The organism is Streptomyces sp. ASQP_92 (assembly GCF_025399895.1).
In the GTDB taxonomy this organism is placed as follows: domain Bacteria; phylum Actinomycetota; class Actinomycetes; order Streptomycetales; family Streptomycetaceae; genus Streptomyces.
Genome location: NZ_JAODUA010000010.1, coordinates 67,292 through 89,857 on the forward strand (window position 1 = coordinate 67,292; position 22,566 = coordinate 89,857).

Genomic DNA, 22,566 nt, shown 5'->3' on the forward strand with positions numbered 1-22,566 from the left:
ACCGTGCCCGCTTCTCGCGCAGTTCCCCGCGCCCCTTAGCAGTACTGGTGCTGGCCCGCCTCGGGGCATTTCAGCCCGTCCGGCGTTTGAGGACGAGCGCCCTTTAGGCGCGAACGGGGTCTGGGGCGGAGCCCCGGGGGGCCGAGGGAAGATCGCCCGGCATGTCCGGTTAGGCTCGGCGGCATGAAAAAGAGCGTGCTGACCCGCTACCGCGTCATGGCGTACGTCACCGGCGTCCTGCTGGTCCTGCTGACCCTCGGCGTGATCGCGAAGTACATCCTCGACATGAACGGCGCCGCGGACTTCACCAAGATCATCGGCATCGCCCACGGCTGGCTGTACGTGATCTACCTCGTCTTCGCCTTCGACCTGGGCTCCAAGGCGAAGTGGCCGGTCGGCAAGCAGCTGTGGGTGCTGATCGCCGGCACGATCCCCACCGCCGCCTTCTTCGTGGAGCGCAAGGTCTCCAAGGAGCTGGAGCCGAAGGTCATGGGCACCGTCCCGGCCGGCGCCAACGCCTGACCCCACCGCGTCACCGCACGACCCACCGCCGCGCGAGCACAACGCGTGGCGGTCGGCCATCGACATTTACTAGGACGTCCAAGTAAATTTGAGCCATGGACGCTGACGCGATCGAGGAAGGCCGCCGCCGCTGGCAGGCCCGTTACGACAAGGCCCGCAAGCGCGACGCGGACTTCACCACACTCTCCGGGGACCCGGTCGACCCCGCGTACGGGCCCCGGCCCGGCGACACCTATGACGGGTTCGAGCGGATCGGCTGGCCCGGCGAGTACCCCTTCACCCGCGGCCTGTACCCGACCGGCTACCGGGGGCGCACCTGGACGATCCGGCAGTTCGCCGGGTTCGGCAACGCCGAGCAGACCAACGAGCGCTACAAGATGATCCTGGCCGCCGGTGGCGGCGGCCTGAGCGTCGCCTTCGACATGCCGACCCTCATGGGCCGCGACTCCGACGACCCCCGCTCGCTCGGCGAGGTCGGCCACTGCGGCGTCGCCATCGACTCGGCCGCCGACATGGAGGTCCTGTTCCAGGACATCCCGCTCGGTGACGTGACGACGTCCATGACCATCAGTGGTCCGGCCGTCCCCGTCTTCTGCATGTACCTGGTCGCCGCCGAGCGTCAGGGCGTCGACCCGGGCGTCCTCAACGGCACGCTCCAGACGGACATCTTCAAGGAGTACATCGCCCAGAAGGAGTGGCTCTTCCAGCCCGAGCCGCACCTGCGCCTCATCGGCGACCTGATGGAGCACTGCGCCAAGGGCATCCCCGACTACAAGCCGTTGTCCGTCTCCGGCTACCACATCCGCGAGGCCGGGGCGACGGCCGCGCAGGAGCTGGCGTACACCCTCGCCGACGGCTTCGGCTACGTCGAGCTCGGCCTCAGCCGCGGCCTGGACGTCGACGTCTTCGCGCCCGGCCTGTCCTTCTTCTTCGACGCGCACGTCGACTTCTTCGAGGAGATCGCCAAGTTCCGCGCGGCGCGGCGTATTTGGGCCCGCTGGATGAAGGAGGTGTACGGCGCGCAGTCGGACAAGGCGCAGTGGCTGCGCTTCCACACCCAGACCGCCGGGGTGTCGCTGACCGCGCAGCAGCCGTACAACAACGTCGTACGCACCGCCGTCGAGGCGCTCGCGGCGGTGCTCGGCGGCACCAACTCCCTGCACACCAACGCCCTCGACGAGACCCTCGCGCTCCCCTCCGAGCAGGCCGCGGAGATCGCGCTGCGCACGCAGCAGGTCCTGATGGAGGAGACCGGCGTCGCCAACGTCGCCGACCCGCTGGGCGGTTCCTGGTACGTCGAGCAGCTCACCGACCGCATCGAGGCGGACGCGGAGAAGATCTTCGACCAGATCCGGGAGCGCGGCACCCGGGCCCACCCCGACGGGCAGCACCCCATCGGCCCCATCACCTCCGGCATCCTGCGCGGCATCGAGGACGGCTGGTTCACCGGGGAGATCGCGGAGTCCGCCTTCCGCTACCAGCAGTCCCTGGAGAAGGGCGACAAGCGGGTGGTGGGCGTCAACTGCCACCACGGTTCTGTCACCGGTGACCTGGAGATCCTGCGGGTCAGCCACGAGGTGGAGCGCGAGCAGGTGCGCGAGCTGGCCGCGCGCAAGTCGCGGCGCGACGACGCGGCGGTGTCGGCGGCGCTGGACGCGATGCTGGCGGCGGCGCGGGACGGCTCGAACATGATCGCGCCCATGCTGGACGCGGTGCGGGCGGAGGCGACGCTGGGGGAGATCTGCGGGGTGCTCCGCGAGGAGTGGGGCACGTACACGGAGCCGCCCGGCTTCTAACCCCGCGGCACTGGGGCGCGGCCCCCCTCGCGCAGTTCCCCGCGCCCCCAAAACCCCCGGTCGCGTGCGGACCGTGGTCGCTTTTCGCGCAGTTCCCCGCGCCCCTAGCTATTCGGTGCTGGCCTGCATCGGGGCACCTTAGCCCGTCCGGCGTTTGAGGACGAGCGCCGTTCAGGCGCGATCGGGGTCTGGGGCGGAGCCCCAGGTGGGTCGGCTTTCGGGTGCGAGTCCTGCCTGGCTGGTCGCGCAGTTCCTCGCGCCCCTGGCGGTACTGGTGCTGGCCCGCATCGGGCAACCTCAGCCTGTCCGGCGTTTGAGGACGAGCGCCGTTCAGGCGCGGGCGGGGTCTGGGGCGGAGCCCCAGGGGGCCGGGGCTATCCCACCCCCGTCACGGGTGGGTGGGTGGGCGGCGGGCCCAGGGTCAGCCGGAACAGCGCCCCACCCCCTGGCGCGGGATGCGCCGAAAGCTCCGCCCCGTGCGCCCGCGCGATCTGCCGGGCCATCGCGAGCCCCAGCCCGGACCCCGGCAGGGCCCGCGCCCGCTCCGCCCGGTAGAACCGGTCGAAGACATGGGGGAGATCGGCCTCCGCGATGCCGGGCCCGTGGTCCCGTACCGTCAACTCCGAGCCCGACAGGGCGACTTCGACCGGCGACCCCGGAGGGCTGAACTTCGCCGCGTTGTCCAGGAGGTTGGAGATCAGCCGGGCGAGCCGGGCCGGAACGCCGGGCAGCGTCACCGAGGCGTCGACGAGGTCGAGCTGGAACGGCGTCGCCGGCCAGTGCGCCCGCGCCGTGTCCACGGTGTGCGCGAGCAGCGGAGCGAGCCGCACCTCCTCCAGGAGCGGCGTCGGCTCCTCGTCCCTCGCGAGGTCGATGAGGTCGTTGACCAGGATCGACACCTCCCTGATCTGACGGCCCAGCGCCGCCGAGGCCCGCTCGCGTTGCACGGCGGTCAACCGGTCCCCCCGCGCCAGCAGTTCGGCGTTGGTACGCAGTGCCGTCAGCGGCGTCCGCAGCTCGTGGGAGGCGTCGGCGACCAGTCGCCGCTGGGCCGTCACCGACTGCTCCAGCTCGCCGAGCATCGTGTTGAAGGACGCCGCGAGCCGCGTCACCTCGTCCTCCCGGTGCGGCGGCCCCGGCGGAAGCTCGATGCGATGGCTCGGGTCGCGGGTGGCCGCGATGTGTTCGGCCGTCGCGGTGAGGCGGGCCACGGGGGCGAGGCCCGTGCGCGACACCCAGTACCCGAGCGCGGCCGCGAGCAGCACCCCGGCCGCCCCGACCCCGCTCAGCAGCCAGGCCGCCTGCGCCACTCCCTTGCGTACCGTGTCCGAACGCAGCGCCACCTGGAGCGAGGCACCGCTGCCGCCGAAGGTGGTGGTGAGCATCCGGGCGGGCTCGCCGCCGGGAAGCGTGATGTTGGTGGTGTACGGCCTGCGCTCACCGGTGGCGACCTCGCGTACGGGCGGGCTCACCGGCAGCAGATAGGGCCTGGCGGGATCCTTCACCGGGTCGGCGGGAACGACCTGCGCGCAGGCCGGAGCCGACAGATAGCGGCACTCCCCGGCGAGCACTCCGGGCGCCGCACCCCGGTTCTGCTGGATGGTCAGCGTCGCCGACTGGGTCAGGTTCAGGTCGAGCTGCTGGTACAGCTCGAAACGGATCACGAAGAAGGCGGCCGCGCACACCCCGACCGCGACCAGCGCGACCGCGGCCGACGCGGCCACCGCGAGCCGGGTGCGCAGCGGGCGGTGGCGGCGCCAGCGCGCCCCGAGGCGGCGCCGGGAGCTCACGAGGCGTCCAGCCGGTAGCCGACCCCGTGCACCGTGTGCACCAGCCGCGACTCGCCCGCCGCCTCCAGTTTGCGGCGCAGATAACCCACGTACACCGCGAGGGAGTTGGAGTCCGGACCGAAGTCGCGCCCCCACACCAGCTCGTGGATCAACTCCCTCGGCAGGACCTGTCCGGGGTTGCGCATCAGGAGTTCGAGCAGGGCGAACTCGGTGCGCGTGAAGTCGATCGGGCGCTCGCCCCTGCGGGCCGTGTGGGCGACCGGATCCACCACCAGATCGGCGTAGCGCAGCTCCTGCGGCTCGGCCGGATCGGGAGCCGCCCGCCGCAGCAACGCCCGTACGCGGGCGATGAGTTCGTCCAGTGCGAAGGGCTTCACCAGATAGTCGTCCGCCCCCGCCTCCAGGCCGTCCACCCGCTCGCTCACCGAGTCGAGCGCGGTGAGCACGAGCACCGGGGTGCGGTCGCCCATCGCGCGCAACTGGCGGCACACGCCGAGGCCGTCCAGGACCGGCATCATCACGTCCAGGACGATCGCGTCCGGCCGCCAGGCGGCCACCTCGGACAGCGCCGCGAGGCCGTCCCGGGCGCCCCGGACCTCGTACCCCTCCACCGCGAGGCCGTCCTCGACGGCCGCCCGTACCTCCGGCTCGTCGTCGACGACGAGGATTCTGACCGCGCGCGTGGTGCTCATGGGCAAAGCCTGCCAAACGCGGCTCTTAGAACCTTCTTATGGCGCCCCGTGACGCCAAGCGCGGCTCTTGGAACCTTCTTATGGCGCCCCGTGACGCCAAGCGCGGCTCTTGGAACCTTCATAAGGCGCCCCATGCCGCCAGGCATCGCTCTTAGAACCCTCTTAAGCCGCCCCGTGAACCTCGGTGCCATGCGCACACCATTGTCAGTAGTGATCGGGGCGGGCGGCACCGGAGGGCACATCTACCCCGGGCTCGCGCTCGCCGAGGCACTGCGGCGGGCCGTCCCCGACGCCGTGATCTCCTTCGTCGGTACGACCCGGGGCCTGGAGGGCGAGCTCATACCCGGCGCCGGGTACCGGCTGCACACCGTCGACATGATCCCCTTCGACCCGTCGCTGGGCGCCAAGCGGTATCTGCTGCCGGCCGCCCTGCTGAAGTCGGGCGCGCAGTGCCGGTCCATCCTCAAGGCGCAGGGCGCCCAGGTCGCGGTGGGCATGGGCGGCTACCCGAGCGCGCCCGTCATCGTCGGCGCGAAGATGGCCGGGCTGCCGAGCCTCATCCACGAGTCCAACGCGGTGCCGGGGCGGGCCAACCAGTTCGCGGCCCGGCTCACCCCGCACATCGCGGTCGCCTTCGACCGCAGCCGCGCCCATCTGTCGGGCGGCGAGAACGCCGTCACCACCGGCATGCCCATCGCCGCCTCGCTCGCCTCGCTCGACCGTACGGCGCTGCGGACCGAGGCCCGGCGGGTGCTCGGCGTGCCGCCCGGCGCGCGGCTCGTGCTGGTCAACGGCGGCAGTCTGGGCGCGGCCCGGCTCACCGCGGCGGCGATCGGCCTCGCCGAACGGTGGCGGGAGCGGACCGACGTCCACCTCCTCATCAAGACCGGGTCTGTCCAACTAGCCGACACCCAGTGCCAGTTGAGTGGTCTGCCCGGAGCGCGGGCGGTGCCCTACCTCGACCGGATGGACCTCGCGTACGCCGCCGCCGACCTCGTGGTGTGCCGGGCGGGCTCCGCGACCGTCGCCGAACTCGCCGCGACCGGCGTGCCCGCCGTCCTCGTGCCCTATCCGCACGCGCCCGGCGACCACCAGACCCACAACGCGCGGGTCCTCTCGGACGCGGGCGCGGGCCTGCTCGTGCCGGACGCCGAGACCACCGCGTTCCGTCTGGCCGGCCTCATCGAACCCCTCCTGGCCGACCCGGCGCGCCTCGCCGCGATGAGCGGCGCCGCCGACCCCGGCGACCACGCCCGCGCCGCCGAACTGCTGGCCGCCCGCGTCCTCGCACTCGCCTCCTACCCCACCTCGTACACCAGGGAGTACGCAGCATGAGCACCTCCACCGCATGGCAGAACCGCACCGTCCTGGTCACCGGCGCCGAGGGCTTCATCGGCTCGACGCTGGTCGACCTCCTCGTCGAACTCGGCGCGAACGTCCGGGCGTTCGTGCACTACAAGCCGTACGCCGAGAAGGGCTTCCTCGCCCACCTCATCGGCCACCCCCGGGTCGAGATGGTCTCCGGGGACGTCCGCGACGCGGGCCGGGTCTCGGACGCCGTGGCCGGCTGCGACACCGTCTTCCACCTCGCCGCCCTCATCGGCATCCCGTACAGCTACGAATCCCCGGGCGCCTACGTCCAGACGAACGTCGTCGGCACCGAGAACATCGCCGAGGCCTGCCGCCGCCACACGGTCCGCCGACTCGTCCACACCTCCACCAGCGAGGTGTACGGGACGGCCCTGACCGCGCCGATCAGCGAGCAGCACCCCCTCCAGCCGCAGTCGCCGTACTCCGCGTCCAAGATCGGCGCCGACATGATGGCGCTCTCGCACTGGCACGCCTTCGAGCTCCCGGTCACCGTGGTGCGCCCCTTCAACACCTACGGCCCGCGCCAGTCCGCCCGCGCCGTGATCCCGACGATCCTGGCCCAACTCCACGCGGGCGTACGGGAGATCAGGCTCGGCTCGCTCACCCCGACCCGCGACTTCACCTACGTCACCGACACCGCCCGGGGCTTCCTCGCGGTGGCGGAGTGCGACCGGGCGCTCGGCGAGGTCGTGAACCTCGGCAGCGGACGGGAAATAGCCATCGGCGACCTGGCCCAGGCACTCATCACCGCCTCCGGCCGCGAGGCCTCGGTCGTGGTCGACCCGGCGCGTCTGCGCCCTTCGGGCAGCGAGGTGGAGCGACTGCTTTCGGACAACGCGCGGGCCCGGGAGTGGGCGGGCTGGGAGCCGGAAGTGAGCCTGGAGGAAGGCCTGAAGCGGACGTCGGCGTGGGTGGAGGAGAACCTGGCCCTGTTCGCGCCGGGGCGGTACCAGGTCTGAGCGCGGCCGGCGAAAGCGCTCTCAGGCCAAGGGCTCCCACGCGAGGGGGTGGGCGGGGCTCAGGCCGTCGCGGCCAGCCCCGAGCAGATCAGCAGGGTGAACTCCCGGGCCCACTCCTCGTCGACCGGTTCCGCGCTGACCAGCGCCCGGTGCACCACCGCGCCGGCCACCACGTCGAAGATGAGGTCGGTGTGACGGGCGGAGACCACCGGGTCCGTCTCGTAGGGGAGTTCACCGCGGGCCTGGGCGCGCTCGCGACCGACCAGAACCAGCCGCTTCTGCCGGTCGACGATGGCCGAGCGGATCCGCCCGCGCAGGGCGTCGTCCCGGGTGGATTCGGCCACCACCGCCATGAGCGCGGTCTTGGTCTCGGGGCGTTCCAGGAGCGCCGCGAACTGGAGGACCACACCCTCCACATCGGCCACCAGGCTGCCCAGATCCGGGAGTTCGAGCTCGTCGAAGAGGACCGCGACCGCGTCGACGACGAGTTCGTTCTTGCCTGCCCAGCGGCGGTAGAGGGTCGTCTTGGCGACCCCGGCCCGCGTCGCCACGTCCCCCATCGTCAGCTTCGACCAGCCCAGGTCGACCAGCGCCTCGCGAGTCGCCAGCAGGATCGCCGCATCGGCCTCGGCGCTGCGGGGCCGACCGGTGCGACCCGTGCAGGGCCGTCTCGCGGCGCGGGGTGAAGAAGGCATGTCGGCGACCATACCGGCCGGTAGCAATCGCGCCAGGGGGCGCGCTATGTGCGCGAGATCACCCTGCGCGCCGGGCCCGCGACCAGTTACGCTACGACTCGTAGCGAAAGCCTTGAGCGGCCTTCAGCGACAACCACATGTCACCGGCGCCGGGGTGGGGACCCGGGCGCCACAAGAGAAGATCCGCGGCGCGATCCGTGGCCCCCGATGCCTCGCAATCCGGCGGGAGGCAGCGGGTGGGCACGGATCCTGCCACCGGATCACCACGCACCGTCGCGGAAGGGGGAGGATGTACGCATGCAGCCTAGGAACATGTCCATGAGCGGCGTCGTCGACCTCGCCGCGGTGAAGGCGGCCAGCGAGGCCAAGAGCAAGGCGGAGCAGGCCCGAGCCGAGGCCGCCCGGCAGGGCGGGGCCCCGGCCATCACGCCGTCCGCGCTCGTCATCGATGTCGACGAGGCCACCTTCGAACGCGACGTCCTGACCCGCTCCTCCGAGGTGCCCGTCGTCATCGACTTCTGGGCCGAGTGGTGCGAGCCCTGCAAGCAGCTCGGCCCGCTGCTCGAACGTCTCGTCGTCGAGTACAACGGCCGTCTGCTCCTTGCCAAGATCGACGTCGACGCCAACCAGATGCTGATGCAGCAGTTCGGGATCCAGGGGATCCCGGCGGTCTTCGCGGTCGTCGCCGGTCAGGCGCTGCCGCTCTTCCAGGGCGCGGCCCCGGAGGCGCAGATCCGCGAGACGCTCGACCAGTTGGTGCTGGTCGCCGAGGAGCGCTTCGGTCTGACCGGCATCGCGGTCGACCCGAACGCCCAGGCCCCCGCCGCCGAGGCGCAGGTCCCGGTCGGCCCGTACGACGCCCTGCTCGAAGCGGCCGTGGTCGCCCTCGACTCGGGCGATCTGGCCGGCGCGGCCCAGGCGTACCGGAACGTACTGTGCGACGACCCCGGCAACCCCGAGGCCAAGCTCGGCCTCGCGCAGGCCGAACTGCTCCAGCGCGTCCAGTCGCTCGACCCCCAGCAGGTCCGCAAGGAAGCCGCCGAGAAGCCGGCCGATGTGGCCGCGCAGATCGCCGCGGCCGACCTGGATCTCGTCGGCGGCCATGTCGAGGACGCCTTCGGACGGCTCGTCGAGACCGTGCGGCGCACGTTCGGTGACGATCGCGAGGCCGCACGGGTGCGCCTGCTGGAGCTGTTCGAGGTGATCGGCGGGGACGACCCGCGCGTCATGGCGGCCCGAACCGCCCTGGCGAGGGTGCTCTTCTGACCCTCCCGTGAACGCCGTCGAGCGTTCATCCACCTGTCACCGAATGAGCGTCCGGGCGGGGTAACCGACGGGCGATTTGGCGACAGAGAGACAAGAGGCGGCCGCGCTTTGCCAAAACTTGGTAAACGCGGCCGCTGTTACTTGCAGTAAGTTGAGCCGCTTCTTACGTCCGCTTTTCTGCGGCGATTTCCGCTTCTGTCCGGTCACTCGGCGGCACCCTGAGTGCCCGCCCGATGCCGACCGGTCGCACCTCGGTTATCAGGCCGTTACTGGCTAGTAACGACCCCCCTTGTGCCCCGGCCCGGAATGGACCACGATCGGCCACGCTCGGTCCAATAACGCACCAGCCCGACAGCCATTCGGCGCTGCCGCCCACTTGGGTCCCCACCGAGCCGACCGGTGACGTTGACACCGGCCGTGGACAGGGGGGTCTCTGCTCTCCGGCAGGGCCTGTCCAGAGGTTGCGCGAACGCGTGGCCAGTGGTTGTCGCTCGGGGGTGATCGCCGGTGTCGGACGGTGCGCGAGTCGTACACGATCGACCTCCCGTGCGCTCCCCTTCCCGAGGACGTAGCACTTCTCCCATCCCGTGACAGCCCTTGAGGGTCCGTCCCGGAGATGTACGTCCGAGAAGGAGGAAAGTCATGGAGTCCCAAGTACGTGGCGGGACCAGATGGAAGCGGTTCGCTCTGGTCATGGTGCCGAGCGTGGCCGCGACGGCCGCGATAGGCGTCGGCCTTGCGCAGGGCGCGCTGGCGGCGTCGTTCAGTGTGTCGGGTGTCGACTTCAAGGTGACGGCACAGGAGCTGGTAGGTAACAACCTCCTGCAGTACGGAAGCGTCGCGACCGGCAAGACCTTGGAAGGCAAGGACGCCGAGCCGCACCCGGTCGTTGTCTCCGGGTTCAGCGACGCCAAGATCACCAACATGTGCCAGTCGGTCGTTCAGCCGCTGCCGTTCGGTCTTGGCAACGTCACGATGACGCTGCGTGCGGGCCAGAAGGAACAGATCGAGGCAAGCAACCTCTACCTCGATGTCTCGCAGCTCGACACCGACGCGACGTTCACCAACATCGACATCGGCGTCGCGGCCGGTGAGGGCAAGCGGGACGCCTCGGGCAAAGTCGTCACCAAGATCCAGCCGGGTGCTGACGGAAAGACGCCAGGCGGCAACCCGTACGGCTTTGCGCAGCGCGCCGACGTGGCCAAGCTCCAAAACGTCTCGCAGCGCGCGTGGGCGACCACCGCGGGCACTTTCAAGCTCCCTGGTCTCAGCCTGAGGCTGTCCAAGGGCGGCCCCGAGTGCGAGCTTCCCAAGGCCGCCCAGTAGGTAAGGCCTAGGCCAGCAACCGTTGACCGGCGGGTGTCCCCCAGAGCCCGTCGGTCATCGGAACCTTTTCAAGATCACAGCAATTGCGGTACCAGGGAGCTGTTTTCCATGAGCGCCGAGACCACGGGTTCCCGCGACTTCCGTTACTGGCGGCTTCGTTTCCGGGCGTGGAGGGGCCGCAGGCCGTTCTGGGCCGGGCTGCTCACCATGGCCGGTGGCGTGCCCATCATGTACTTCCCGTACGCCAACATGCACCTCGGGAACGTCACGCTGGCCATGTCGACCACGGCCGGTGCGGGCTCGCTCATCATCGGCGTTCTGCTGGTCACGCTCGGCCTGACCATGTGGTTCCACAGTGTGGTGCGGACGTTCGCCGGCGTCGCGGCGATCCTTCTGGCGCTGATCTCCATCCCGATCGCCAACATCGGCGGCTTCGTCATCGGCTTCCTGCTCTCCCTGTTCGGCGGTGCGCTGGCCTGTGCGTGGGTGCCGACCAAGCCACGTCGAGGCGACAAGGTGGAACAGGTCGAGAACTCGCCGGAGCCGACCGCAACCGCCGCCACCGAAACGACAGTTGACGCCAACGGCGGGAGGAACAGTGCGGGGTGACCAGACGCAGCTGGACTCGACCGGAGGCGGCGACCCGCGGGAAAGAAGAGGGCCGCGGCACGCCGCCCCCAAGAAGTCCCTGCTGACCAAGTGGCACATGCCTGCCGGCAAGGCGATGGCCCTGGCCGCCATGCCCACGGCCGTCCTGATGGGCATGACCCTCACGCCCAAGCTCGCGATGGCCGACGACAAGACGGACATCCCGTTCGCGCCCGGCCCCTGCGTGACCCGCTCGGACAGCCCCTCGGCCTCGCCGAGCCCGTCCAGTAGCGCGTCGGGCAAGGCGTCGCCGAGCCCGTCGGCGTCGGACGACCAGAAGTCGGACGACGGCGCGGCGAAGGCGAAGACCAAGACGCCCACGCCCACCGCGACCGGTTCCGTCGGGGACACCGTCGACAAGCTTCTGAAGCCGGTGACCCAGCCCTCGGCCAAGCCGACCGCTGCCGAGCCGCCGGCGACCCAGACCGCGACGCCGCCGCCCGCCAAGAAGACCAACCCGCTGGACCCGCTGGGTCTGGGCGACGCGCTCAAGGGTCTGTTCGGCATTCACGACACGTCGACCCCGACGCCCACGCCGAGCACCTCGACGCCACCCGCGCCGAAGCCGTCGGCGAGCACGGCCGCACCCAAGGCCTCGACGAAGCCGTCGACCAAGCCGGAGTCGAAGTCGGCCAAGCCGACCAGCCCCGCGGCGAAGACGGTCGACACTCCGCTCGACAAGACGGCAGAGGCGATCAAGAAGGCGGCCGACGAGGCCGGCCAGAAGGTCACCGAACTCCCGGACGCGGCAAAGGGGTTGGACCCCAAGGCGGACACCGCCATCCCCGACGGCGCCAAGCCCCGCTTCCCGTGCCCGACCGCCGACCCGAAGGCGCTCGCCGCGGCCAAGCTGGACGGTGGCGTACCGGTCCTGCCCAGTCAGCCGTGGATCCTCAAGTCCTCGATGCTGACGCTGACCGGTCTGAACTACGAGGGCATCGTCGAGGTCAAGGCAGGCGAGACGACCAAGAAGGTCCTCAAGTTCACGGCCACGGGCGTGAAGATCGACAACCTGGACCAGCAGGTCTACGGGCCCGAGGTGAACGGGAAGCCGACCACCGCTCATGTCGTGGCGCGCGCCGGCTCCACCTCGACGATCACCAACGGCACCGTGACGATGTACACGGAGGAGCTGAAGGGTAACCTCCTCGGCATCGTTCCGATCGTCTTCAGCCCGGAGACCCCGCCCCCGGTGAACATCCCGATCGTCTTCTTCACCAACGTGACGATCCGTCAGGCCGGCCAGTTCGGCGGCACCCTGACCGTCCCAGGTCTGCACAACTACGTCACGGACGGCAACCCGACGACGTAACCCAGCGCTTGCCAACGCCCGCCGAAGGTCCCTTTTCCGGGGACCTTCGGCGGGCGTTCGCGCGGTCGGGGGTGGCTCACACTCGGAAGGAGCAACCTACGGTTCCGTAGGTTGTGGCCGCCGGCCTTTGGTCGGCCGCTCTGCCGACCCGAGAAGGGACCCCGTATGCCGACGACAGCCCGCCCCCACCCTCTCCTCATCCAGGGCGGCATGGGCGTAGCCGTGTCCGGGTGGGAGTTGGCTCGGGCCGTGGCGGGGCGGGGGCAGCTCGGGGTGGTGTCGGGGACCGCGCTCGATGCCGTGCTGGCGCGGCGCCTTCAGCTCGGGGATCCGGGCGGCCACATGCGGCGGGCCCTCGCCGCCTTCCCCGTGCCGGAGGCGGCCGCGTACGTGCTGGACCGGTACTTCGTCGAGGGCGGTGTCGCGCCCGGTGAGCGGATGCGGGCGATGGCGCGGCTCCGGGTCGAGCGGGGCGCGGATGCCCAACTCCTCACGGTGATCGGCAACTTCGTCGAGGTGTGGCTCGCCAAGGAAGGGCATGACGGGCTCGTCGGGGTCAACTACCTGGCCAAGATCGAGCTCGCCACCGCGCCCGCCCTGTTCGGCGCGATCCTCGCCGGTGCCGACCACGTGCTGGTCGGCGCGGGCATCCCCGGGCAGATACCGGCCCTCGCCTCGCGGCTCGCTCGCGCGGAACCCGTCACCACCCTCATCACCGTGGAGGGGGACGAGGAACCCCTGCCTCATACGTTCGACCCTCGGGGCGGGCTCATGGCTCAACTCCCGGATGGATACGGCCCATTGAGGCGCCCCGAGGTGCTGGCCATCGTCTCGCTGCCGGTCCTCGCCTCCTACCTCGTACGCGACCCGGCGACCCGGCCCGACGGGTTCGTCATCGAGACGCACCGGGCCGGAGGGCACAGTGCCCCGCCGCGCGGAAAACTCGCCCTGGACGGTGCGGGGGAGCCCGTCTACGGGCCCCGCGACCACCCCGACCTCGCCAAGGTGGCGGCGCTCGGCATCCCGTTCTGGCTCGCGGGCGGCGCCGCCCACCCCGAGCGGCTCGCCGAGGCGCGGGCCGCGGGGGCCGTCGGGGTCCAGCTCGGCAGCGCGTTCGCGCTGTGCCAGGAATCGGGGCTGCGGGACGATCTCCGGACCGAGCTGCGGGAGCGGGCCCGCGCCGGGACGCTGCGGGTGCGCAACGACCCCAGGGCCTCGCCGACCGCCTTCCCGTTCAAGGTCGCCGAACTGCCCGGCACCCTGTCCGACGAAGCGGTGCGCGCGGCCCGGCGGCCCGTGTGCGACCTCGGATATCTGCGCACCCCGGCCCGTGCCGCGAACGGGTCCCTCGTGTACCGCTGCGCCGCCGAGCCGATCGCCGCGTATGTCCGCAAGGGCGGTGACGCCGTGGACACCGCCGGGCGGATGTGTCTGTGCAACGGGCTGCTCGCGACCGTGGGGCTCGGGCAGCGCAGGCCGGACGGGGCGGTCGAGCCACCCGTGGTGACCCTCGGCCAGGACCTCGGGTTCCTCGACCACCTCAGCCCGGACGGGCGTCCCTACTCGGCCGCCCAGGTCATCGACTGGATGACCGGCGCGGAGGCATCGGCCCAGACCCCCCGATCGCTCACGTCATCGACTGGTGGATGACCGGCGCGGACGCATCGGCCTAGACCCCCTGATTGCTCAGGTCAACGGCTGGATGACCGGCGCGAAGGCATCCGCTCAGACGCCCCTGCCGCGCTGAGCCCGCACCCTCCTGCGACGGCCCAGTACCAGTACGCCCGCGCCGCCGGCCGCGACCACCGCCGCGCCGATGCCCGCCCAGCCGAGCGTGCCGATGCCGTCGTCGCCCGGGCCGGCCGCGTCGCCGCTCGCCGAAGCGCCTTTGCCGGACCCGGCGGCGGCCGGCGCCTGTGTGTCGAGGGTGCCGACGGGCTGGGCCCGGCCGGCCGCCGAGAAACCCCAGTCAAGGAGCTGGCGCATCTCGGTGTAGACCTTGTCGTGCTTGTTCTCCTGCGGGTTCATCACCGTCACCAGGATGGTGTGGCCGTCCCGCCGGGCCGCCTCGGCCAGGGTGTTGCCCGCGTTGGTGGTGTAGCCGTTCTTGCCGCCGATCAGGCCCGGGTACTTGGCCACCCCGTCGATGCCGGACAGCATGCGGTTGGTGTTGGAGATCCCGAACGGCTTGCCCTTGGTGTTGGGGCCGCCGGGGAAGTCGGCCGACGCCGTCCCGCAGTACTCCGTGAAGTCCCGGTTCTTCAGACCCGAGCGCAGGAACAGCGTCAGGTCGTACGCGGACGAGACCTGGCCCGGCGCGTCATAGCCGTCCGGGCTCAGCACATGGGTGTCCTTGGCGCCGAGTTCCTCGGCCTTCCTCTGCATGTCGGCCACCGTCTTCCCGACGCCGCCGTTCATCGCCGCCAGCACATGCACCGCGTCGTTGCCCGAGCGCAGGAACACCCCGCGCCACAGGTCGGGTGCCTTGTACGTCTGGCCGGGCACGATACCGACCGCGCTGCTGCCGCCACCCATGCCCTTGAGGTCCTCGTCGCTGACCGTGCGGCTCGCGTCGTGCGGTACCGCCGGCAGCACGGTGTCCGCGAAGAGCATCTTCAGGGTGCTGGCCGGGGGAAGCGGCCAGTGCGCGTTGCGCGCCCCGAGCACCTGGCCGGTGTCCGCGTCCGCCACCACCCAGGACAGCGCGGACAGGCCCGGCGGCAACGCCGGTGCGCCGGGGCCGAGTTGATCGCCCGGCTGCCCCAACCGGGCGCCGCCCGCCTGCGACATGCCCGCCGGCGGCTCCTTCTTCGCCGGGGCGCCGGGCGCCCCCGGGGGCGGCGACTTCGGGGGCGTCGCGGGGTGCCCGCTCGCCGACGCGGGGACGACGGCGGCGCCCGCGGCGGCCGCGGTGGCGGTGAGCGCCACGAGTGCGCGTCGGACCTGCGGCGATATGGGAAGACGCATGGACGTGAACGTACCTCAGGAGCCGTCGCGCGGTTGAGGCGTCCGGCCGTGGAATTTGCCACGTGCTGTTCATGGAACGGCCACCCCGCTCAGCCCGTCCACGACCGCGAAGGCGGGCACGGACGACGCCCGCCCACTGCCGCGCGGCCCCGGACACGGGCGTGGCCCGCACCCCCCGGAAGGGGTACGGGCCACGGTGTCCTCGGCGGGGCCGGTCGCGTTATGTGCGCGGCTTCGGGCCTCCGTCGATGCGGTCGGCCCTCGCCTGGAGGTCCGCCGCGATGTCGTCCCAGTCGGGGCCGAAGTTGTACAGGTCGGCCGCGGCCTCCCGGAGCAGGTCCGCGTCGTCGGGACGTTGCAGACAGGCGATCCGGTAGGACAGGTTGCGGGCCCACACGGGCAGCCCCGACCAGTCCTCCGCGATGACCACCCGCAGCATCTCGCGGATGGCGTCCGCGTCGGCGTAGCTCACCGCCTGGACGAACTCGTGCTCGGGCAGGGCGAATCCGGGCTCGGCGTCCGCGGGACGGCCGCCGGCCATGACGGCGCGGGCCAGGGAGATCAGGTCGGGCACGGGGTCACTCCTCTCAGGGGCCGGGCCAGTAGGTGCTGCTGTCGATGATGTCATCGGTGATCTGCATGATGCGGTAGCCGACCTCCACCTTGCCGATCTTGAAGGTCCGGGTCAGGGCCTGGACCCCGGGGCCGGCCTTCGGCAGCTTGCCGCCCTGACCGAGATAGGTCACGACGTCGTTGATGATCGCCTTCTCGACCTCGTCCGGCGTCAGACTCGTCAGACGGAAGTCCTTGAGCGTGCCGGGGCCGGGGTGGGCGCGGTAGAACGAGTGGCCGGTCTTGAACCGCCAGGTGTAGCCGCCGGCCTGGACCGCCCGGCGCATGTTGACCAGCGCCTCGCCGGCCTTGGAGATCTCCTTGAACTCGCCGATCTCCATGTGCGCGCTGGCGACGACCCGGGCCCGCACCAGCGCCCGCAGCCGCTCGACGGTCTGCTCCGCGATCCGCAGGGAGCGGAAGAAGTCGGACAGACCCGAGGAGATGCTGACGATCGCCTTGCTGACCGCCGGGATCTTGCCGAGGATCGCCACCAGGCTCGCCACGTTGACCAGCGTCCACAGGCAGCTCTCCACGTCGCCCGAGGAGAAGCAGCGCTTGGCGTCGGTGACGCCGACGACGTCCAGGAGGACCTGGCCGCCGTTCTCGATCACCCAGTCGATGACGCTCTTGTTGGAGTCGGCCAGCGCCTTGCGGAACTCGTCCACACAGGCCTGCCCGCACTCCGCGCGCAGCGCCTGCTCCTCGTCGCCGGTCAGATCGGCTCCGGCGTTCCCGCCGCCGCCGTCGCCCTTGCTGGCGGCGAGTTCCGCCGCGCGCTGCTGGGCCTGGAACGCGCGGAGCTCCTCCTCGGCATGGTCGGCCGAGGCGTCCGCGTCCTTGGCGTAGCCGTCCGCGTTCGAGGCGGCTTCCTCGGCGGCGGTGGCGTCGCCCTCGGCGGTGGTCGCCGTCGCGCGGGCACTGGAGGCGTCGCCCTCCGCGGCGGTGGCCGCGGTCCGGGCGCCGCTCGCGCTCTGCTCGGCGTCGGTCGCCGAGGCGCGTGCCGCGGTGGCCGAGGTGGCGGCGGTGGTGGCCGCCTGCTGCGCGAACACCGCGTCCTCGTTGGCCTGGCGGTCGTACTCGACCGTGTGGGCCTCGGCGGCCTTGGCCGCCTTGGCCGCGGCGGCTGCCTGGGACGCGGAGGCCTGGGCCTGCTTCACCGACACGGCGGCGGCCGCAGCGGAGTCGGCGGCGTTGGCGGCGGCGGTCGCGGCCGCCTTGGCGTCGGCGTCGGCCTTGGCGGCGAGCGCCTTGGCCTCGACGGCCGCCTTCGCGGCCTGGTCGGCCTTGGCCTGGGCGACGGCCGCCTGCTGGTCGGCGGCCGACTTGGCGGCCTGCCCGGTCAGCACGGCGAGGCCCGCCGAGGAGTCGGTCTCCTTGTACGGGGAGCCCAGCTCGATGGCGTCATTGGCGGGCTTGACGACCTGGAGCGCCGAGTCACGGGCGGCCGTGGCCGCCTGCGCGGTGGCGTAGGCGAAGCCCGCCGTCTGAACGGCCGTGGCGGCCGCGGCAGTTGCCTCGGAGCGGGCCGCCGTCGCGTTCTGCCGTGCGGTGACGGCCTGCTTGGCGGCCTCCGCGGCGAGCGCCTGGGCGTTCTTCACGTTCTGCGCGGCGGCCTCCGAGGCCGCGATCGCGTCGGCCGCGGCGGCGTGCGCCTTGAGCACCGCGGCACGGGTGGTGGCGGCGTCGGCCGCCGCACCGTCCGCGGCCGCCTGCGAGCGAGCCGCCGCGCCCTCGGCGCGGGTGGCGGCGGCGTCCGCGGCCTGCGACGCGGTGCCCGCGTCATTGGCCGCCGAACGGGCCGAAGTGGCCGCGCTGGTCGCCGAGTTGGCGGCGCTGCGCGCCTCGGTGGCGGCCTGTCGGGTCTCGGTCGCGGCCGTGGTGCCCTCGGCCGCCGCGGCGGCCGCCTCCAGGGCCTTGGCCCGGGCGGTGGTGGCATCGCGGTTGCGGTCGGCGGTGGCCGCGTCGTTGCGCGCGTTGAACGCCTTCAGCTCGGCGGCCTCGGCGTCGGCCCGCTTGCCGCTCGCGGTGGCGCCCGCCGTCTCGGCGTTCCGGCGCGCGGTGGCCGCCGCGGCCTGCTGGGTCTGCGCCCGGGCCTCCGCGTCGGCTGCCTTGGCGCGCTGGCTGTCGGCGGTGGCCCGCTCGGCCGCCGCCTTGTCGCGCTCGGCCTCGGCGGTGGCCCGCTTGGCGTGGGCGTCGGCGGCCGCGTTCTTGGCGGTGGTCTCGGCGGCCTCCGCCTTGGTCTGGGCGGCCTTCGCCTTGGCGGCGTTGTCCGCGGCGAGCCTGGCCTGGAGGGCGGCGCCGTCGGCGGCGGCCTTGGCCTGGGCCGCGGCCTCCTCGGCGGCCTTGCGGCGGAACTCCGCCTTCGAGGCGTGCGCCTGCGTCATCGCCAGGGCGTTGAGCGTCTTACTGTCGGCGGCCGAGGCGCGGGTGGCGTTCGACGCCGTCTCGGTGGCCTTGGACGCGGCGAGGGCGGCGGCCGCCGACGCCTTGGTGATCTGGGCGGCCTGCTGGCCGTAGAGGAGACCGCGCCCGCGCGGCAGCCCTGCCGAGTCCGCGATCGCGTACGCCGCCTGCTGGGCCTTGTCCACCTTGTCGGCCTGCGCCGTGGCGTCGAGCGAGGCACGCGAGGCGACGTAGAGCCGTCCGGTGGCCCGCGCCTTGGCGTTGGCGATGTCCACCTTCACCTTGGCGAAGTCGGCCTTCGACGGGTAGGAGAGCCCGGCCTTCGCCGGGTCGGCCTTCAGCCAGTACGCCTCCCAGTCGGCGAGCCTGCTCGCGATGAGCGACTGGCCGAGGGACTCGCCCATGGCCTGGGTCGCGATCTGGAGGTCCTTGTTGGCCTGCGCCTCGGCGCCGAGGATGATGTCGCGCTGGCCGCGCTGGCCGGCGAGTTCGGCCTGCCATTCGATGGCGGCGGTGGCCAGCTCCTGGCCGAGCACGTTGTGCGGGTCCGGCGGGTTCTGGCTCGCGCACGAGGCGAAGCGCGCCTTGAGGTTCTCGACGTCGATCCGGAACTCCATCGAGTCCGGGTCGGGCGCGCTGGTCGGGAAGCCGCCGTTCTGCAGGAAGATGCGCGCGTCGTCCGCGTACATCTTGTGCATGAACGTCATGTCCTCGAAGGCGCGACGGTCGTAGTAGTTGTCGCTGGTCTCCGGGTAGTACCGGGACGTGGCGAGCGCGGTGACCGCGTCCGCGGCCTCCTTGTTGGCCGGCGGGGTCAGATCGTTGTAGAAGTCGCTCTCGCCGGTCCAGAACTGGTCGGCTATCCAGCCCGAGTAGCCGGTCTGCGTGAAGATCGACGGCGTGGAGTCGCCGGGCATGCCGGGCGGGTCCTGGAAGGCGGCGACCGAGGCGTAGCCGGGCGGCGGCTCCTGGTTGAGGGACTGCGACCAGACGTCGTTGCGCCCGTACAGCTCGTCCATCTTCGCCGAACCGGCGTCGTGGTCCTTCTTGTACGCGGCCGAGAGCGGGGTGCCCTCCCAGTACTGCGGGTTGGCGGCGGTGGCCAGTTCGGCGTCGGTGCGGTTCAGGCCGCCGCGGGCGACGGACTTCATCGCGGCGCCGCCCTTGCGCAGGACGAAGTCGAGCCGGCACTGGTCCTGGCGGACCTTGGCGGCGGCGTCGAGGTCGAAACCGGCGGGCACGTCGGTGACCGCGGCGGTGTCGCGGATGTCCAGCGGCGGCTGGAGGCCGCTGCCGGAGACGGTGGTGGCCAGCGCGGTCGCGAGGGCCGTGGAGGCGAGGAGTTTCGACCAGGTGCCGAGGTGTCGGCGGCGTCTGGCCCCGGGTGCGTGGGTACGCATCACGAAGTAGCCGTTCTGCTGGGTCTGTTGGGGGAGAGGAAGGCTGCGGCGCCGGTCAGAAGAGGGTGTCGAAGGCGGCCCAGCCGGTGGTGCCGATCTGCACCCGGGCCGCGAACGGCGCCTTCGGGTCGCCGGTGCCCTTGAGCAGCCACAGGGCCCCGGCCGCGTCGTTGCCGATCAGATCGGCCTTGCCGTCACCGTTGTTGTCGCCGGTCGACACGAGCTGTTTGTACGTCTCCCAGCCCTTGCCCACCGTGATCCGCGCGCCGAGCGCGGCGTCCGCGACGGCCTGGCCGGTGCCGGGGTAGATGTAGAGGGTCCCGTCGGTGCCCCGGGCGAGCAGGTCGGTCTTGCCGTCGCCCGTGTAATCACCGCGCCCGACCAGCTGGTTCATGCCGTTCCAGCCCCCGCTGCCGATGCGGATCTTCGCCTGGAAGGTGCCGTCGGCCTTGCCCTGGTAGAGCCACAGGGCGCCGGCCGCGTCCCGCGCGATCAGGTCCGGGTCGGCGCTGCCGCCCATGTTCCCGGCCGACACGAGCAGGTTGTAGACGTCCCACCCGCCACCGATGATCCTGGTGTCGGCGCCTTCCTCGGCGGTGTAGTAGAGCGTGCCGCCCACACGGTGGTACAGGTCGTTGCCGGTGCCGCCGGCCGAGACGTTCGCCTGGACCAGCGCGGTCGCGTCGCCGAAGCCGCCGCCCAGGTCCACCTGGGCCTGGAAGCCGCCGGTGCCCTTGGGCTCGTAGTCGTAGAGATGGCCGTTGCTCTTGCGGGCGAGCAGCGGGAACGTCGTGGCCGCTCCGGGCGCCGCCAATGCCGTCTGCTGACTGGCGGCGGCCGGCTGCGCGGGTGCCTGGCCGGTCTGGGCCGCGGCCGCGCCCACCGCGCCGACGGCGGCCAGCGCCACGGCCGCCACCAGCGCCCGGCGCAGCGGGCGCCCGGCGAGTCCGGCTGCGGAAAGGAGTCCTCTTCGCATGTGTCTTCCTGCCTCTGGGTGATGGTCCGGCCCGGAGGAAGCGCGCTGCGCGGTGCCGGGGAACCCGGCTGATCCGTAGAAGACTGCAAAGAGATGCCCCTCGGGCATACGAGCCCGATGCGAGGTGTCTGAGAACCCTGGCGCCCCCCCAGGGCTGACACGATCCTTACACCTCACCCGCACAACTGGAAGTAACGGTTTGGCAGTTGGCGGGGAAATTGGCGGGCAAAGTTCCGCTTTTCGCCCGTAAAAACTTCGGCGGGGGCGTGGCCACCGGGGCCGGACGCACCGGAGGGCGGCACCCGTACGAGACGGGGTGCCGCCCTCCTGGGGGTGGGGCCGCTACTACTCCTGCGCGGAGCCGCCGAGGTGGTGCACCCGGACCATGTTGGTGGTGCCGGGGATGCCGGGGGGCGAACCGGCCGTGATGACCATGATGTCGCCCTCGCTGTAGCGCTTGAGCTTGAGCAGCTCGGCGTCGACCAGGTCGACCATCGCGTCGGTGGAGTCCACGTGCGGGACCACATAGGTCTCCACGCCCCAGCTCAGGGCGAGCTGGTTGCGGGTGCCCGGGTCCGTGGTGAACGCGAGGATCGGCTGACAGGTGCGGTAGCGGGACAGGCGCCGGGCCGTGTCGCCGGACTTGGTGAAGGCGACCAGCGCCTTGCCGTCCAGGAAGTCCGCGATCTCGCAGGCGGCGCGGGCCACCGAACCGCCCTGGGTGCGCGGCTTCTTGCCCGGCACCAGCGGCTGGAGGCCCTTGGACAGGAGCTCCTCCTCGGCCGCCTCGACGATCTTCGACATCGTCTTGACCGTCTCGATCGGGTACGCGCCCACCGAGGACTCGGCGGAGAGCATGACCGCGTCCGCACCGTCCAGGATCGCGTTGGCGACGTCGGACGCCTCGGCGCGCGTCGGACGCGAGTTGGTGATCATCGACTCCATCATCTGGGTCGCGACGATCACCGGCTTGGCGTTGCGGCGGCACAGCTCCACGAGGCGCTTCTGCACCATCGGGACCTTCTCCAGGGGGTACTCCACCGCGAGGTCGCCACGGGCCACCATCACACCGTCGAAGGCGGCGACGACGCCTTCCATGTTGGCGACGGCCTGCGGCTTCTCGACCTTGGCGATGACCGGCACGCGGCGGCCGACCTCGTCCATGACCTTGTGGACGTCCTTGACGTCGTCGGCGTCGCGCACGAAGGAGAGCGCGACCAGGTCGCAGCCCATCCGCAGGGCGAACCGCAGGTCCTCGATGTCCTTCTCGGACAGCGCCGGGACGTTGACCGCCGCACCGGGCAGGTTGATGCCCTTGTGGTCGGAGATGACACCGCCCTCGATGACGATGGTCTTCACTCGGGGGCCCTCGACCGAGATGACCTTGAGCTCGACGTTGCCGTCGTTGATCAGGATCGGGTCGCCCTTGGTGACGTCGCCCGGCAGGCCCTTGTAGGTGGTGCCGCAGATCGACTTGTCGCCCGGGACGTCCTCGGCGGTGATGGTGAACTCGTCACCGCGGACCAGCTCCACCGGCCCCTCCGCGAACTTCGCGAGGCGGATCTTCGGGCCCTGGAGGTCGGCGAGCACGCCCACCGCGCGGCCCGTCTCCTCGGCGGCCTTGCGGACCCGGTCGTAACGGGCCTGGTGCTCGGCCTGGGAGCCGTGGCTGAAGTTGAAGCGGGCCACGCTCATGCCGGCCTCGATCAGAGCGACGAGCTGCTCGTGCGAGTCGACGGCGGGGCCCAGTGTGCAGACGATTTTGGAACGGCGCATAAGGCGGATCCTATCGGTTTGTTTCGCTGCGGAATATTCCGTCTGGTGGAAT

17 protein-coding genes are annotated in these 22,566 nt (G+C 71.6%); 9 read left to right on the forward strand and 8 right to left on the reverse strand.

Annotated features, from left to right (window positions below; translation table 11 throughout):
* Nucleotides 1-183 precede the first annotated feature (183 nt).
* Both N4G70_RS21560 and N4G70_RS21565 read left to right on the forward strand, forming a co-directional pair.
* Nucleotides 184-522, forward strand: coding sequence for a DUF3817 domain-containing protein (locus tag N4G70_RS21560; RefSeq protein ID WP_261714316.1), 339 nt, complete (start codon nt 184-186; stop codon nt 520-522).
* Nucleotides 523-617: 95 nt separating this feature from the next.
* Nucleotides 618-2,318 carry a methylmalonyl-CoA mutase gene (locus N4G70_RS21565; protein WP_261714317.1) on the forward strand — a complete coding sequence of 567 codons (1,701 nt, stop codon included), beginning with the start codon at nt 618-620 and terminating at the stop codon, nt 2,316-2,318.
* A gap of 374 nt (nt 2,319-2,692) precedes the next feature.
* Here N4G70_RS21565 and N4G70_RS21570 read toward each other — a convergent pair whose 3' ends face one another.
* Together N4G70_RS21570 and N4G70_RS21575 are read right to left on the reverse strand one after the other, a co-directional pair.
* A complete protein-coding gene (locus N4G70_RS21570; protein WP_261714318.1) occupies nt 2,693-4,108 on the reverse strand; it encodes a cell wall metabolism sensor histidine kinase WalK in 1,416 nt (471 codons plus the stop codon).
* Complete coding sequence (locus N4G70_RS21575) at nt 4,105-4,800, reverse strand: response regulator transcription factor (RefSeq protein WP_261714319.1); 696 nt, start codon at nt 4,798-4,800, stop codon at nt 4,105-4,107. Before N4G70_RS21575 ends, N4G70_RS21570 begins: the two co-directional genes overlap by 4 nt.
* Before the next feature lie 189 nt (nt 4,801-4,989).
* On the opposite strand from N4G70_RS21575, the gene N4G70_RS21580 reads away from it, so the two are divergent.
* Nucleotides 4,990-6,135 carry a glycosyltransferase gene (locus N4G70_RS21580; RefSeq protein WP_261714320.1) on the forward strand — a complete coding sequence of 382 codons (1,146 nt, stop codon included), beginning with the start codon at nt 4,990-4,992 and terminating at the stop codon, nt 6,133-6,135.
* Nucleotides 6,132-7,130, forward strand: a complete 999-nt coding sequence (locus N4G70_RS21585) for an SDR family NAD(P)-dependent oxidoreductase (RefSeq protein WP_261714321.1) — start codon at nt 6,132-6,134, stop codon at nt 7,128-7,130. The genes N4G70_RS21580 and N4G70_RS21585 overlap by 4 nt, the downstream gene beginning before the upstream one ends.
* A gap of 59 nt (nt 7,131-7,189) precedes the next feature.
* Here N4G70_RS21585 and N4G70_RS21590 read toward each other — a convergent pair whose 3' ends face one another.
* The gene (locus tag N4G70_RS21590; protein WP_261714322.1) at nt 7,190-7,825 is read right to left on the reverse strand and encodes a TetR/AcrR family transcriptional regulator; all 636 of its coding nucleotides are present in this window, start codon (nt 7,823-7,825) and stop codon (nt 7,190-7,192) included.
* 297 nt (nt 7,826-8,122) lie between these two features.
* Between N4G70_RS21590 and N4G70_RS21595 the strand changes: the two genes are divergently transcribed.
* The 5 genes from N4G70_RS21595 (at nt 8,123) to N4G70_RS21615 (ending at nt 14,027) form a co-directional block, all read left to right on the forward strand.
* Nucleotides 8,123-9,091 carry a tetratricopeptide repeat protein gene (locus N4G70_RS21595; protein ID WP_261714323.1) on the forward strand — a complete coding sequence of 323 codons (969 nt, stop codon included), beginning with the start codon at nt 8,123-8,125 and terminating at the stop codon, nt 9,089-9,091.
* A gap of 642 nt (nt 9,092-9,733) precedes the next feature.
* Nucleotides 9,734-10,417 carry a DUF6230 family protein gene (locus tag N4G70_RS21600; protein WP_261714324.1) on the forward strand — a complete coding sequence of 228 codons (684 nt, stop codon included), beginning with the start codon at nt 9,734-9,736 and terminating at the stop codon, nt 10,415-10,417.
* Between the two features lie 108 nt (nt 10,418-10,525).
* Nucleotides 10,526-11,026, forward strand: coding sequence for a DUF6114 domain-containing protein (locus N4G70_RS21605; protein ID WP_261714325.1), 501 nt, complete (start codon nt 10,526-10,528; stop codon nt 11,024-11,026).
* Nucleotides 11,016-12,377, forward strand: a complete 1,362-nt coding sequence (locus N4G70_RS21610) for a hypothetical protein (protein WP_399036326.1) — start codon at nt 11,016-11,018, stop codon at nt 12,375-12,377. Before N4G70_RS21605 ends, N4G70_RS21610 begins: the two co-directional genes overlap by 11 nt.
* 165 nt (nt 12,378-12,542) lie before the next feature.
* Nucleotides 12,543-14,027: a hypothetical protein gene (locus N4G70_RS21615; protein WP_261714327.1), complete on the forward strand. Its 1,485-nt coding sequence runs from the start codon at nt 12,543-12,545 to the stop codon at nt 14,025-14,027.
* A 75-nt stretch (nt 14,028-14,102) separates the two neighbouring features.
* Here the strand turns inward: N4G70_RS21615 and N4G70_RS21620 are convergent, their stop codons facing one another.
* The 5 genes from N4G70_RS21620 to pyk form a co-directional block, all read right to left on the reverse strand.
* On the reverse strand, nt 14,103-15,344 hold the full coding sequence (locus tag N4G70_RS21620) for a D-alanyl-D-alanine carboxypeptidase family protein (protein WP_261714328.1): 1,242 nt from the start codon (nt 15,342-15,344) through the stop codon (nt 14,103-14,105).
* Nucleotides 15,345-15,564: 220 nt separating this feature from the next.
* Nucleotides 15,565-15,918, reverse strand: a complete 354-nt coding sequence (locus N4G70_RS21625; RefSeq protein ID WP_261714329.1) for a hypothetical protein — start codon at nt 15,916-15,918, stop codon at nt 15,565-15,567.
* Nucleotides 15,919-15,931: 13 nt separating this feature from the next.
* Nucleotides 15,932-19,762 (reverse strand): hypothetical protein, encoded by a 3,831-nt coding sequence (locus N4G70_RS21630; protein WP_261714330.1) that lies wholly within the window; start codon nt 19,760-19,762, stop codon nt 15,932-15,934.
* A 55-nt stretch (nt 19,763-19,817) separates the two neighbouring features.
* Nucleotides 19,818-20,738, reverse strand: a complete 921-nt coding sequence (locus N4G70_RS21635; protein ID WP_261714331.1) for an FG-GAP-like repeat-containing protein — start codon at nt 20,736-20,738, stop codon at nt 19,818-19,820.
* Nucleotides 20,739-21,083: 345 nt separating this feature from the next.
* On the reverse strand, nt 21,084-22,514 hold the full coding sequence (pyk, locus tag N4G70_RS21640) for a pyruvate kinase (RefSeq protein WP_261714332.1): 1,431 nt from the start codon (nt 22,512-22,514) through the stop codon (nt 21,084-21,086).
* Nucleotides 22,515-22,566: the final 52 nt, after the last annotated feature.

Coding starts and splice junctions, on each gene's coding strand:
- N4G70_RS21560 (WP_261714316.1), top strand. CDS start 184: ATGAAAAAGAGCGTGCTGACCCGCTACCGCGTCATGGCGTACGTCACC.
- N4G70_RS21565 (WP_261714317.1), top strand. CDS start 618: ATGGACGCTGACGCGATCGAGGAAGGCCGCCGCCGCTGGCAGGCCCGT.
- N4G70_RS21575 (WP_261714319.1), bottom strand. CDS start 4,800: ATGAGCACCACGCGCGCGGTCAGAATCCTCGTCGTCGACGACGAGCCG.
- N4G70_RS21580 (WP_261714320.1), top strand. CDS start 4,990: ATGCGCACACCATTGTCAGTAGTGATCGGGGCGGGCGGCACCGGAGGG.
- N4G70_RS21585 (WP_261714321.1), top strand. CDS start 6,132: ATGAGCACCTCCACCGCATGGCAGAACCGCACCGTCCTGGTCACCGGC.
- N4G70_RS21590 (WP_261714322.1), bottom strand. CDS start 7,825: ATGCCTTCTTCACCCCGCGCCGCGAGACGGCCCTGCACGGGTCGCACC.
- N4G70_RS21595 (WP_261714323.1), top strand. CDS start 8,123: ATGCAGCCTAGGAACATGTCCATGAGCGGCGTCGTCGACCTCGCCGCG.
- N4G70_RS21600 (WP_261714324.1), top strand. CDS start 9,734: ATGGAGTCCCAAGTACGTGGCGGGACCAGATGGAAGCGGTTCGCTCTG.
- N4G70_RS21605 (WP_261714325.1), top strand. CDS start 10,526: ATGAGCGCCGAGACCACGGGTTCCCGCGACTTCCGTTACTGGCGGCTT.
- N4G70_RS21615 (WP_261714327.1), top strand. CDS start 12,543: ATGCCGACGACAGCCCGCCCCCACCCTCTCCTCATCCAGGGCGGCATG.
- N4G70_RS21620 (WP_261714328.1), bottom strand. CDS start 15,344: ATGCGTCTTCCCATATCGCCGCAGGTCCGACGCGCACTCGTGGCGCTC.
- N4G70_RS21630 (WP_261714330.1), bottom strand. CDS start 19,762: ATGCGTACCCACGCACCCGGGGCCAGACGCCGCCGACACCTCGGCACC.
- N4G70_RS21635 (WP_261714331.1), bottom strand. CDS start 20,738: ATGCGAAGAGGACTCCTTTCCGCAGCCGGACTCGCCGGGCGCCCGCTG.
- pyk (WP_261714332.1), bottom strand. CDS start 22,514: ATGCGCCGTTCCAAAATCGTCTGCACACTGGGCCCCGCCGTCGACTCG.